This is a genomic window from Herbidospora sakaeratensis (assembly GCF_001570525.1).
GTDB classification, from domain to species: domain Bacteria; phylum Actinomycetota; class Actinomycetes; order Streptosporangiales; family Streptosporangiaceae; genus Herbidospora; species Herbidospora sakaeratensis.
Genome location: NZ_BBXC01000011.1, coordinates 93,181 through 105,336 on the forward strand (window position 1 = coordinate 93,181; position 12,156 = coordinate 105,336).

Sequence of the window (12,156 nt, forward strand, 5' to 3'; positions counted from 1 at the left end):
CTTTGCGCCTACCCCTGTCGTCCTACCCATCCTGTCAGGATCGGCAGCACGACCGACGACCGCATGGCGCCGAGCACCCGGACGCCGTGAGTGCCAGCAGTCCGGAGGCCGCCTGGAGCAGGGCGCGCGACCGCGCGTCGATGTTCTCGTCCCGGGCTCGCAGAGCCGCTGCGACGTCGGAGACGCGGCCGTGCCCGCGCAGGGCCGGCATGAGGGCTCGCAGCGGCGGGATGCGATAGCCGGCCAGGCGCAGCTGGTGCACGATCCGCGCGTCCCGGACGTCGGCCGGGGTGTAGACCCGGGCTCGTCCGCGACCCGCTCTCGTGGGGGTGAGCAGTCCTTGACGTTCCCAATACCGCAGCGTCGAGGCGGGCACCGCCAGCGCGGCGGCCAGTTCGGAGACGGTCATGGCGTCGTGGGGCCGGGCGTCGTCAAGGGGTTCGGCCCCGATGGCGACGATCGCGGCCCTGGCCAGCCCGACGTCCCGCCGCTCGGTGTGCAGGCGGGCGTGGGCCCGGTCGACGAGCGCGAGCAGGTCGCTCTCCGCGCCGGTGCGGGCGACGCGGACGAGCTTCCTGGCCTCCGCCGGCCCGACGCCCGCGGCGAGGACGACGTAGGTCGCCGCCGCCAGCGCGTGGCTCTCGGTCCACACGCGATACCCCGAGGGAGTACGCGCGGGCGGTTCCAGCACCCCGTCACGTTCGAGGTTGCGCACCTGCTGCACGGAGCAGCCGGCCCGCCGGGCCACATCGGCGGTCCGCAACGGGCGATGGAGGGTTGCCGTCGTCATCGTCGAGGCCTCACGATCGAAAGTCTCCACAAGCAGTTCAATGTGACGCTAGAACACATGAACATGGACGACCTCATCGATCACGCGAAGACGCTCGACGCCGTACTCATCCTGCGGCCGGAACCCGGCGACGGGTCGCCCGAAGTCAGCTGGGGCGACGCGTTCATCTACTACGCGCCCGGCGGGGTGATCCCGGCGACGCAGCCCTTCGCCACGATCGTGACGAAGGACTACCCCGACGAACCCGGCTCCGGCCTCGACCAGCCGGGCGCCTTCCGGCTCAACATCGCCGCGCCCAAGGCCGAATTCGCGCGTGTCATCGGCGCACCGCCCCACGACGCCCATGCCCGCGACGCGTGGTTCCCCCATCCGGTCTACGGCGCGGCGGGCTGGGTGTCGGTCGTCAACCCCGACACCCAGTTCATGGAGGCGCTGCGCCTGCTCGACGCCGCGCACGCGGCCGCCCGGAACCGTCAGACCAGGCGGCGGATGTCGCCGAAGGCGCGGTAGAAGCCGCCGTTGCCCGACGGCCGGATGCCCTCGACCACGTACCGGGCGCCCGGCTCGCGGATCTCGCGCGGGAACTGGACGTTCCACGCCTCGTAGCCGGGGCTGAGCACCCGGATCCGCAGGCGGCCGCCCTCGCTGAAGCACTCGACGAGCACGCCGTCGCCCGTGTCGGTCGTGGTCTCCACGGTGATCGAGGGCTCGACGACCGGCAGGGAGGCGGCGATCTTGACGTCGCGGGCCTGCGGGACGGTGCCCTCGCGGGCCGCCGCGATGGCCTGCTCGGTGGCGTCGACGCAGGCCAGCGAGCCGTCGGTGGTCACGATGTAGAGGCGCTCGTCGAGGTACTGCATGGAGAACGCCGACCCGCAGCCGGTCGCCAGCTTCCACAACCGCGTTCCGTCGGCGGAGAAGCAGTAGACCGACGAGGAGGAGTCGCCGGCGAAGACGTACTGGCCGCCGGGCGAGGTCGCGCACGAGTAGATCGCCGCGTCGCACCGGTAGACCGCCTCGACCGCGCCGTCGGCCTTGGCCAGCTTGTGCACGGTCCGGCTGGCGGTGCCGGCGTACACCGACTTCTCCTCCTGCCAGCCGAACAGCACGCCGGAGGCGGCGGTCTGGTACCACGCCTGGTTGCCCTGGAGGTCGTAGCGGGCCACGCCGCCGGAGTGCCCGTGGTAGACCGCGTCGGCGTCGTTGCGCACCATCCACCCGGAGCTGCCGCCGCCGGTGCGGGCCCAGAGGAACTCGTCCTCGTAGTCGATCGTGGTGATGCGCCCGGAGTCGTCGGAGACGCCCAGCACGCCGTCGGCGATGTCGAGCCAGTAGATGTCCACGTCGGAGGCGATCTCGTACGCCGCCCTCGGCACCTTCCCGCTCAGGTCGTAGACCTTGCCGTCGTCGCAGCCCGCGTAGATCCAGAAGTCGTCGGCGACGATGCACTTGACCCCGTCGGGCAGCTTGTAGCGCCCGGTCATCTCGCCTTCGGGGGTCAGCGTGTAGACGTGCCCGGCCTGGTTGCCGACCCAGCAGCGCTCCCGGTCGACGAAGATGCCGAAGGCCGCCGAGCCGCTGGCGAACCGCCAGAGCACCGGCGCCTGCTTGGCGGTGGAGCGGGTGCTGGCGATGGCCCGCCGGGTGATCGAGCGGCGCTGCCGCACCCCCCTGACCGCCGGGGCGTAGCCCTTCTTGGTCTTCTCCGCGATCTTCTTGGCCGCCGCCGCCCGCGCCTTCTCCTCGTTGGGGAAGTCGGTGACCTTGACCTGCCCGTTCTCCCCGATCCGGCCGTACGTGATGGTCACCCGCGTCCCCGAGACCACGGCCTCGTAGAACTTGTGCGCCCCGCCGCCTTCCTCGGACAGCTCCAGGTACGTCATATCCCCATTTCCTCCCTTTGATCAGTGATCGCGAGCGTAGGGGAAGTGACGGACATTTTTTGTTGGTACGGATGTAGAGAACCCGCGCCCGGCTCCGACCCACTGGCGAAACGACGAACCGAGGAGCAGACATGCGCAAGATCGTTTACTACGTCAACACGTCGGCCGACGGCTACATCGACGGCCCCGGCGCCTTCGACTGGGCCGAGATGGGCCCCGAACTGTCGGCATTCTCCGAGGCGCAGACCGACGCCACCGACGTCCTGCTCTACGGCCGGGTCGTCTACGGCTGGATGGCCTCCTACTGGCCCACCGCCGACCAGGTCAGCGACCACCCCCACGACATCGCCTACGCCCCCAAGTGGCGGGCCAAGCCCAAGGTCGTCGTCTCCGACACGCTGACCGAGGTCCCGGACGACACCCGGATCATCCGGGGCGCCGATCTGGCCGCAGAACTGACCGCCCTGAAGGGCGAGGGCGCCGGGAACATCATGCTGACCGGCGGCAACGCGCTGGCCTCCACGCTGGCCGGCCTGGGCCTGCTGGACGAGATCGTCACCGCCGTCCACCCGGTGATCCTCACCGGCGGCACCCCCCTGCTCAGCGGGGTCAAGGACCGCCTGCGGCTGCGCCTGATCGAGTCCCTCACCTGCGGCGGCGTGACGGTGAACCGCTACGCCCCCGCCGGTTCCTGAGGGGCGTGCCTGGATAAAGTGCCGGTTGTGACGCACACCGAATCGGAAATCGCCTCACAACCGGCTCTCTGGGCCAGGGCCGCCGAACTGGCCGCGACCGTCCCGCTCCCCCGGCCCGGGGAACGGGTCGCCGTGGTCGGCTGCGGCACGTCCTGGTTCGTCGCCCAGGCGTACGCGGCCCTGCGGGAGTCCGCCGGCCAGGGCGAGACCGACGCCTTCGCCGCCTCGGAGTTCCCGCTGGGCCGCGCCTACGACCGGGTCCTGGCGCTGACCCGGTCGGGCACGACGACCGAGGTGCTGGCCCTGCTGTCCGCCGTCGAGACCCCGACCGTGGCGATCACCGCCGACCCGGCCACGCCGGTGATGACGGCGGCGGGCGAGGTGATCGTGCTCGACTTCGCCGACGAGCGGTCGGTCGTCCAGACCCGCTTCGCGACCACCCAATTGGCCCTGCTCCGCGCCCACCTGGGCGAGGACCTGACCGGCGCGATCGCCGACGCGGAACTCGCCCTCTCCGACGACCTCGGCGACCTGCCCGAGGCAGGGCAGTACACCTTCCTCGGCCGGGGCTGGACCACCGGCCTGGCCGCCGAGGCGGCCCTGAAGATGCGCGAGGCGGCCCGCGCCTGGACCGAGAGCTACCCGGCGATGGAATACCGCCACGGCCCGATCTCGATCGCCGGGCCCGGCCGGGTGACGTGGATGCTCGGCGACGCCCCCGAGAGCCTGGCGGCGCAGGTCCTCGACTGCGGCGGCACGTTCGTCGAGTCGGCCCGCGACCCGATGGCCGAACTGGTGAAGATCCAGCGGGTGGCCGTCGCCCGCGCGCTGGCCCACGGCCTGAACCCCGACGAACCGCTCCACCTCACGAGATCGGTGATCCTGCCTTGAGCACGACCCTCGTCAACGCCCGGATCGTCACCGGCTACGCGGTCACCGACGGCTGGCTGGCCATCGAGGAGGGCCGCATCACCCACATCGGCCACGGCGCCGCCCCCCGCGACGGCGAGTCGCTGGGCCACCGGTTCGTGGTCCCGGGCTTCGTCGACATGCACGTCCACGGCGGCGGCGGCGCGGGCTACCCCACCGGCCTGGCGACCGAGGCCCGCCGCGCCTTCGCCTTCCACCTGTCGAAGGGCACCACCACGGCCGTGGCCAGCCTGGTCACCGCCCCGCTCGACCACCTGCACCGGGCGGTCGGCGAACTGGTGGAACTCTGCCGCGAGGGCCTGCTGGCCGGCATCCACTTCGAGGGCCCCTACATCTCCGCCGCGAAGTGCGGCGCCCACCGCCCGGCCCTCCTGCGCGACCCGTCGGTGCCGGAGTTCCTCGACCTGATCAAGGCGGCCCACGGCCACGCCCGCATGTTCACCGTCGCCCCGGAACTCCCGAACGCCCTCGACGCCATCGCGGCCTGCGTCGCCAACGGCGTGATCGCCGCGATCGGCCACACCGACGCGACCTACGACGAGGCGCAGGCCGCCATCGACGCGGGCGCCACGGTGGCCACCCACCTGTTCAACGCCATGCGCCCGCTGGGCCACCGCGACCCCGGCCCGATCACCGCGGCCCTGGCCGACGAGCGGGTGACCGTGGAGCTGATCAACGACGGCTTCCACCTGCACGAGGCCGTCATCGACCTGGCCCTCCGCTCCGCGAAGGGCGGCGTCGCCTTCATCACCGACGCGATGGACGCCGCCGGCATGCCCGACGGCGACTACGACCTCGGCCCGATGCGCGTGGAGGTGCGGGGCGGCGAAGCCCGCCTGGAAGGCGGCGGCTCGATCGCCGGCAGCACCCTGACCATGGACAAGGCCTTCAGAAGGGGCGTCCAGCTGAACGGCCTGACCCTGCCCCAGGCGACCGAGGTCACCTCCCTGAACCCGGCCAAGGCCCTGGGCCTGGACGAGGAGGTCGGCTCGATCGCGGTGGGCAAACGCGCCGATTTGGTCGTCCTGGACGACGACCTGCAGGTCCACCGGGTGATGCGCCACGGCGAGTGGATCTAGAGAATCGGTGGCGCGAGCGGAGGAAGGCAGGACCTAAAGATCACTGGTCCTACTTCGTCCCTCGCCTCTCCGGCGCTTGTTCTTCGACTTGCGGTAGGCCTCGATGGCTTTGCGGTTGGCCCGCCAGGTTCCATCGGAGCCCTGAACCGCCGCCAAGCGCCCACGCTGCGCCGCCTGCCGGAGAGCGTTCACGGTGAACTCGTCGTCAGCCAATGCCGCCAGGGGAACCAATCTGGCCGGCCCGGCGACGTTCGGAAGGATGAACCTGTTGAGGTTCTCTTCCATGGCTCTGGCGATCAGTTCACCGAGCGAACCGTAGTCGCCGTCGTCTGCTCGCCGCATGGCGCTCAGATACACGTCGCGCTGCTTCTTCAGCACGATGATCGGCGGGTAGCCGAGACGTACGAGTAAGAGATTCAGGACAAGGCGACCCGTTCGGCCGTTGCCGTCGATGAACGGGTGGACGCGCTCGAAGTCATTGTGGATTCGCGCCAGCTCTTCGGGAATGGGATGTCCCAGGTCTTCGCGGTTCTCGAGCTTCTCGGTGACCGCGCAGACACCCTCGACCCACTCACCGATCATGGCGGGAACGAGGGGCCATGACGGCGGGGTCATGCCCTCCTTGAACGGGTGAAGATCGTGTTCCCGGAAGTTTCCCGGCCCCTCACGGTCGGTCGCCTCCGGATGAGGAGCCACATCCCAGACAGGGGTCATCGCCATGGCGTGGATGTGGCGCAGCTCGTGGAGAGTGATGAGGCGCCCGTCGTGCCAAGCGTCGGGTTCGAGCGCCTGGCCGTAAACCCACCGGGCGGCGTCGCCGTAACCCTTGACCTCGTTGTACTCCTTCAGCGGCTTGGCTCCCACGGCACGGCCCTGGTCGAGCAGCACCTGGACCTCGCGCAGAACGAGGGTGTTGCCTTCAAGCGCAGTGGAGTGATGGGCTTCCAGATGCCAGATGTCATCCCAGATGTCACGAGCCTCAACCGGGTTGGGCAGCCCGCCGAGCCGTTGGTTCAGTTCGACCATGGCACGGTCCAACCGCTCATAGACCGTCGCTCTGCTGGGACGCCCTCTGCTTGCCACCAGGCCTCCGCCGCCTCAGGAGTCACAAAGTTGATACACCTGTCGAGCACTCAATTGTACTAATCAACTTCGTTGGCGTATCCGCTTGAGAACACAACGGAGAATGACCCGCGCGCGCCCCGTGGCGCGCGCGGGTCGACGTCCTACGGTGTCGGCGGGGCCACCACGACCTCGACGCGCTGGAACTCCTTGATGTCGCTGTAGCCCGAGGTCGCCATCGTGCGCTTCAGGGCGCCCATCAGGTTCATCGAGCCGTCGGCCACCGACGACGGGCCGTGGAGGATCTCGGCCAGGGTGCCGATGGTGCCGAACTCCACTCGGCGGCCGCGAGGCAGGTCGGGGTGGTGGGCCTCGGAGCCCCAGTGGAAGCCCCGGCCGGGGGCCTCGGCCGCGCGGGCCAGCGGGGAGCCGACCATGACCGCGTCGGCGCCGCAGGCGATGGCCTTGGCGATGTCGCCCGAGCCGCCCATGCCGCCGTCGGCGATGACGTGGACGTAGCGGCCGCCCGATTCGTCCATGTAGTCGCGGCGGGCCGCCGCCACGTCGGAGATCGCGGTCGCCATCGGGACCACGACGCCCAGCACGTTGCGGGTCGTGTGGGACGCGCCGCCGCCGAAGCCGACCAGGACGCCCGCCGCGCCGGTCCGCATCAGGTGGAGGGCCGCCGTGTAGGTGGCGCAGCCGCCGACGATCACCGGGACGTCGAGTTCGTAGATGAACTGCTTCAGGTTCAGCGGCTCGGCCCGGCCCGAGACGTGCTCGGCCGAGACGGTGGTGCCGCGGATCACGAAGATGTCGACGCCCGCGTCGATGACGGCCTTGTGGTGCTGGACCGTGCGCTGCGGCGACAACCGCACCGCCGTGGTCACCCCGGCCGCGCGGATCTCCTCGATGCGGCGGCCGATCAGCTCGTCTTGGATCGGCGCGGTGTAGATCTCCTGGAGCCGGCGGGTCGCCGCGGCGGTGCCGAGCTCGGCCACCTCGTCGAGCAGCGGCTGCGGGTCGTCGTAGCGGGTCCAGAGACCTTCGAGGTCGAGGACGCCGAGGCCGCCGAGCCGGCCGATCTCGATCGCCGTGCGGGGTGAGACCACGCTGTCCATCGGGCTGACCACGACCGGCAGGTCGAAGCGGTAGGCGTCGATCTGCCAGGAGATCGACACCTCCTCGGGATCGCGGGTGCGCCGCGAGGGAACGATGCCGATCTCGTCGAGGGCGTAGGCGCGCCGCCCGGTCTTACCGCGCCCGATCTCCACCTGAGTCATGTGTGTTTCCTGTTGGTCGATAGAGGTCAGCGACGGTGGTAGTTCGGAGCCTCCACCGTCATCTGGATGTCGTGGGGGTGGCTCTCCTTCAGCCCGGCGGCGGTGATCGGCATCAGTTCGCCGTTCTCACGCAGCTCCGCGATGGTGCGGGAGCCGGTGTACCACATACCCTGTCTGACCCCTCCGACCAACTGGTGGGCGACGGCGGCGACCGGACCTCGGTAGGGAACCTGGCCCTCGATGCCCTCGGGGATGTACTTGTCGTCGCCGGAGACGGCGTCCTGGGCGTAGCGGTCCTTGGAGAAGGACACGCCCCCGCGCTCGCGGTTGCGGACGGCGCCCAGCGAGCCCATGCCCCGGTAGGACTTGAACTGCTTGCCGTTGATGAAGATCAGCTCGCCGGGCGACTCCTCGCAGCCCGCGAGCAGGGAGCCGAGCATGACCGCGTCGGCGCCGGCCGCGATGGCCTTGGCGATGTCGCCGCTGTACTGGAGGCCGCCGTCGCCGATCACCGGCACCCCGGCGGGACCGGCCGCGAGCGACGCCTCGTGGATGGCGGTGACCTGCGGGGCGCCGACGCCGGCGACCACGCGGGTGGTGCAGATGGAGCCGGGCCCGACGCCGACCTTGACGGCGTCGACGCCCGCGTCGATGAGCGCCTGGGCGCCCGCGCGGGTGGCGATGTTGCCGCCGATGACCTGGACCGCGGTGTTGGCCTTGATCTTGGCGATCATGTCGCAGACGCCCTTGGAGTGACCATGGGCGGTGTCGACCACGATCACGTCGACGCCGGCGTCGAGGAGGGCGCGGGCCCGTTCCTCGGCGTCGCCGGCGACGCCGATGGCGGCGCCCACCATGAGGCGGCCGTCGGCGTCCTTGGTGGCCAGCGGATATTGCTCGCTCTTGGTGAAGTCTTTGACCGTGATCAGGCCCTGGAGGCGGCCGCGGTCGTCGACGAGCGGCAGCTTCTCTACCTTGTGGGTGCGCAGCAGCCGGAAGGCCTCCTCGCGGGAGACCCCGACCGGCGCGGTGACCAGCGGCATCTTGGTCATGACGTCGCTGACGCGCTGGGAGTGGTCGGTCTCGTAGCGCATGTCGCGGTTGGTGACGATGCCGACCAGCACGCCCTCGGCGTCGGTGACCGGGGCGCCGGAGATGCGGTAGGTGGCGCAGAGCGCCTCGACGTCGGCCAGGGTGTCGTCGGGCGAGCAGGTGACCGGGTTGGTGACCATGCCGGCCTCGGACCGCTTGACGAGGTCGACCTGGCGGGCCTGGTCGTCGATCGACAGGTTGCGGTGGAGGATGCCGACGCCGCCCTGGCGGGCCATCGCCACCGCCATGCGCGCCTCGGTGACCGTGTCCATCGCCGCGCTGATCAGCGGGATGCGCAGCGTGATCGTGCGGGTGAGCCGGGTCGTGGTGTCGGCGTCACCCGGCTGCATGTCCGAAAATGCGGGCACCAGCAGTACGTCGTCGTACGTGAGCCCTTGTTCGGTGAATCTGGCCATGGTGTCCGCGAACCCCCTCGTGCGGCAAAGAAGACCTCGTCAGGCCTCTGGGCCAGTCTAGGGCTCGCGCAAAGAGGCGACCGCCACGCGCCCTCGTCGGGCGCCGGTGCGGACGCGGCCGGTCGGCGCCGGATGCGGGGCGGGCCGGAGGCGGGGGTCGGGGCCGGCCCGGCGGAGCCGTAACGGAGAAAAGAGAAACGGGAAAGGGGGGACCGTCGTAGGACGGACCCCCCTGACGCGCCGGTTGATGGGACCCCCACGGTGACCGCCGAGCCCCCCTCCGCGCCCGGTCGGTCACGGCGTCCCACCCGTGCCGACGCAGGGTCAAGAGTGCGTCACCCAGGGTCTCGACACAATGTCCGAACCTGCAACTACACGAAGCTGCACCTCTCGCGGTTTTCTCCGCCCGAAACGCAATAGCGCGTTATTCTCGCGAAGTCGCTCGGTGGCCCAGCCGGGGCGGCTCCGGGCGAGGGAGCAGACATCTGGGCGCGACCACGACCTGAAACTGGACCGACCAATGACCACCTCTGCCGACCCTTTGGAACGCCTGGGCCTCACCAGGGCCCAGACGGCGGTGTACGAAACCGTCCTGCGCCTGCACCGGGCCACCCTCCCCGAGATCGCCGAGGCCGCCGACGAGCCCGCCGACGACGTGGCCGCCCGGCTGGCCGGCCTGGTCCGGCTGGGCGCGGTCGACGAGCAGGCCGGCGAATACCTGGCCCGTCACCCCGCCGCCGCGATCGGCCGCCTGATCGCCGCCCGCCTCGACCGCCTGGCCGAGGAGAGCCGCCAGATCGACGAGGTGCTGGCCTCGGTGGGCGGGCTGACCCTGACCTACGACGCCGGGCGCGATTATCAGGACCGCCGGTTCCCGGTGGAACTGGTGAACGGCGCCGACGAACTCTACGAGAGCGTCATCGGGCTGGCGCTCCAATCACCGCCGTCGGATCTCGTGACCGCGATCCCGGATGAACGCAGTTTGACGGATTTCATCCGCAAATATGCCGACACGTGGATCGAGGCGCTCAAAAGCGATCTCCTTTCCGCCCGCGCGGTGGTCCCCGCGTCCGCCCTCGCGATCCCCGGGATGCGCGACTCGCTCGACCGGCTGGCCGCCGCCGGGGCGGGCATCCGGGCCCTCGACCGGGTGCCCAGCTGGTTCTTCGCGCTCGGCCACGACGCCGCCGGGCTGCCGGCCGACTGGGGGGTGTCGTTACCCGGCAGCGCATACAACTGTTACCTGGTCAGGGCCCCGATCGTGGTGGGCGCGCTGCGGGCGCTGTTCGACGAGATGTGGCGGCGGGCGGTGCCGGTCCGCCACTCGCCGGGCGCCGTTCAGGTGCTCAGGCTGGCGTCCCAGGGGATCTCCGACGACACCATCGCCCGGCGGCTGGGGTTGTCGGTCCGGACCGTCCGGGCCCGCTTCGCCGACGCCATGGCGGAGCTCGGCGCGCAGACCCGCTTCCAGGCGGGGGTGGAGGCCGCCCGGCGGGGCTGGTTGTCCTGACCCGGCCTTTGAGCACACCGGGGGCGATGGGAGTCATATGGTGGTTACGTGCTGGAAGACGTCCCCCGCGACCCGTTCGCGGACGACCCCAACGACCCCGCCGTGGAGCTGGGCGAGCTCGACGACCCCGAGCCGCTCACGATGGCCGAGCGCGACGAGGCCCTGACCGACCTCGCCGACGTGGAGGTGTTCCGCTCCCTGCTCGAACCGCAAGGGGTGCTCGGTCTGGTGCTCGACTGCCCGGAATGTGGCGAACAGCACTACTTCGACTGGGACCTGCTCCGGGGCAACCTACGCCAGATGATCGACAACGGCCGACCCCAAGTCCACGAGCCCGCCTTCCAACCCGACCCCGCCGACTACGTCAGCTGGGAGTACGCCCGAGGCTACGTCGACGGCGTCATCGACACCGAAGAGAGCCGCTGAGCTTCCTGAATGCTGTCAACATCGGCGATCAGGGTCTTCAACACCAAGATCGCCGGATCGGCTGACCGCACCGCCTCGCGCCGGGCCAACGCGTCGAGCACGGCGTCAACGTCGATTGTCACGCAATCGACTCTAGCTCCGCCATCTGACGGAGCCGGGCAAGAGCACGATGCTGGGCCACTCTGACCGCGCCCGGTGACATGCCCAGGACGTTGCCCGTCTCCTCCGCCGACAACCCCGAGACCACCCGCAGGATCAGCAGCTCGCGCTGGTTCTCCGGCAGCCGCGACAACAACGCGCGGGCGTGTTCGGCCTCGATGTAGCGCACGACGGTCTCCTCGGGCCCGGGACCCTCGTCGGGCCCGTCGGGGAGATCCTGGGTCGGCACGGCCGAACGCACCGAACTGCGCAGCGAGTCGGCCACCTTGTGAGAGGCGATGCCGAAGACGAACGACGCGAACGGGCGGCCCATGTCCCGATAACGCGGGAGCGCCGACAGCACCGCGATGCAGACCTCCTGGGCCACGTCGTCGGCGTTGTGATAATGCCCAGAAACCCGGCCAAGCCTGGCTCGGCAATAGCGCACGACCATCGGCCGCAGCTGCGTCAGCAGCCTCTCGATGGCGGTGCGGTCCCCTGTCACGGCCAGACTGGTCAGCTCCCTGAGGTCGGACTCCTCCGGCCTCACGTCGACTCTGGACCCAATCGCAAGCCTTACCCCAGTTGCGGCGTCGGCGACGCATCCCTCGGTCACGTTAGGCATGATGCCCGCCACACAGAGAACTGTCGTCATGGTGAACGGATACGGATTGGTCACATTGGGGCGGCGATAACCGCAAGTAATCGCACGAACACTCGACGGTTTTGGACATTTCACTAATATGTGGAAATTGCTGTATTTCTGTCAGATGTTCTGACAGCTCAGACCCATTGGACTTCGGCTTCTATATAGAACTACGGCCCCCACCCCGGGAATGGGGTGAGGGCCGT

The 12,156-nt window shown here is 70.0% G+C and carries 13 protein-coding genes; 6 read left to right on the plus strand and 7 right to left on the minus strand.

The genetic code is table 11. The features are described from left to right. Positions 1–34: 34 nt before the first annotated feature. The gene (locus tag AW271_RS16370) at positions 35–790 is read right to left on the minus strand and encodes a MerR family transcriptional regulator (RefSeq protein WP_062337695.1); all 756 of its coding nucleotides are present in this window, start codon (positions 788–790) and stop codon (positions 35–37) included. Between the two features lie 57 nt (positions 791–847). On the opposite strand from AW271_RS16370, the gene AW271_RS16375 reads away from it, so the two are divergent. Continuing rightward, a complete protein-coding gene (locus tag AW271_RS16375; protein WP_062337697.1) occupies positions 848–1,300 on the plus strand; it encodes a DUF6194 family protein in 453 nt (150 codons plus the stop codon). Here the strand turns inward: AW271_RS16375 and AW271_RS16380 are convergent. Beyond that, positions 1,264–2,673 (minus strand): WGR domain-containing protein, encoded by a 1,410-nt coding sequence (locus AW271_RS16380; RefSeq protein WP_062337698.1) that lies wholly within the window; start codon positions 2,671–2,673, stop codon positions 1,264–1,266. The two genes, AW271_RS16375 and AW271_RS16380, sit on opposite strands and share 37 nt — an antisense overlap. Before the next feature lie 131 nt (positions 2,674–2,804). Here AW271_RS16380 and AW271_RS16385 point away from each other — a divergent pair, with 131 nt between their 5' ends. The 3 genes from AW271_RS16385 to nagA are packed head-to-tail and all read left to right on the plus strand — an operon-like array spanning position 2,805 to position 5,377. After that, positions 2,805–3,368 (plus strand): dihydrofolate reductase family protein, encoded by a 564-nt coding sequence (locus tag AW271_RS16385; protein WP_062337700.1) that lies wholly within the window; start codon positions 2,805–2,807, stop codon positions 3,366–3,368. A gap of 27 nt (positions 3,369–3,395) precedes the next feature. Then, positions 3,396–4,259: an SIS domain-containing protein gene (locus AW271_RS16390; protein WP_062337702.1), complete on the plus strand. Its 864-nt coding sequence runs from the start codon at positions 3,396–3,398 to the stop codon at positions 4,257–4,259. After that, positions 4,256–5,377: an N-acetylglucosamine-6-phosphate deacetylase gene (nagA, locus tag AW271_RS16395; RefSeq protein WP_083976747.1), complete on the plus strand. Its 1,122-nt coding sequence runs from the start codon at positions 4,256–4,258 to the stop codon at positions 5,375–5,377. The genes AW271_RS16390 and nagA overlap by 4 nt, the downstream gene beginning before the upstream one ends. 33 nt (positions 5,378–5,410) lie before the next feature. On the opposite strand, the gene AW271_RS16400 is transcribed toward nagA, so the two are convergent. The 3 genes from AW271_RS16400 to guaB all read right to left on the minus strand — a co-directional run bounded on the left by AW271_RS16400 (position 5,411) and on the right by guaB (position 9,230). Continuing rightward, the gene (locus tag AW271_RS16400; RefSeq protein WP_062337704.1) at positions 5,411–6,403 is read right to left on the minus strand and encodes a Fic family protein; all 993 of its coding nucleotides are present in this window, start codon (positions 6,401–6,403) and stop codon (positions 5,411–5,413) included. A 200-nt stretch (positions 6,404–6,603) separates the two neighbouring features. Then, a complete protein-coding gene (locus AW271_RS16405; protein ID WP_174553099.1) occupies positions 6,604–7,722 on the minus strand; it encodes a GuaB3 family IMP dehydrogenase-related protein in 1,119 nt (372 codons plus the stop codon). A gap of 26 nt (positions 7,723–7,748) precedes the next feature. Continuing rightward, positions 7,749–9,230, minus strand: a complete 1,482-nt coding sequence (guaB, locus tag AW271_RS16410) for an IMP dehydrogenase (RefSeq protein WP_062337708.1) — start codon at positions 9,228–9,230, stop codon at positions 7,749–7,751. A 520-nt stretch (positions 9,231–9,750) separates the two neighbouring features. Here guaB and AW271_RS16415 point away from each other — a divergent pair. Both AW271_RS16415 and AW271_RS16420 read left to right on the plus strand, forming a co-directional pair. Continuing rightward, complete coding sequence (locus AW271_RS16415) at positions 9,751–10,740, plus strand: helix-turn-helix transcriptional regulator (protein WP_062337710.1); 990 nt, start codon at positions 9,751–9,753, stop codon at positions 10,738–10,740. 48 nt (positions 10,741–10,788) lie between these two features. Continuing rightward, the gene (locus AW271_RS16420; protein WP_062337713.1) at positions 10,789–11,166 is read left to right on the plus strand and encodes a DUF5319 domain-containing protein; all 378 of its coding nucleotides are present in this window, start codon (positions 10,789–10,791) and stop codon (positions 11,164–11,166) included. Here the strand turns inward: AW271_RS16420 and AW271_RS39740 are convergent. Together AW271_RS39740 and AW271_RS16425 are read right to left on the minus strand one after the other, a co-directional pair. Then, positions 11,127–11,288, minus strand: a complete 162-nt coding sequence (locus tag AW271_RS39740) for a hypothetical protein (RefSeq protein ID WP_157554251.1) — start codon at positions 11,286–11,288, stop codon at positions 11,127–11,129. The genes AW271_RS16420 and AW271_RS39740 overlap by 40 nt on opposite strands. Further along, the gene (locus AW271_RS16425; protein ID WP_083976824.1) at positions 11,285–11,929 is read right to left on the minus strand and encodes a sigma-70 family RNA polymerase sigma factor; all 645 of its coding nucleotides are present in this window, start codon (positions 11,927–11,929) and stop codon (positions 11,285–11,287) included. Before AW271_RS16425 ends, AW271_RS39740 begins: the two co-directional genes overlap by 4 nt. Between the last annotated feature and the right edge of the window lie 227 nt (positions 11,930–12,156).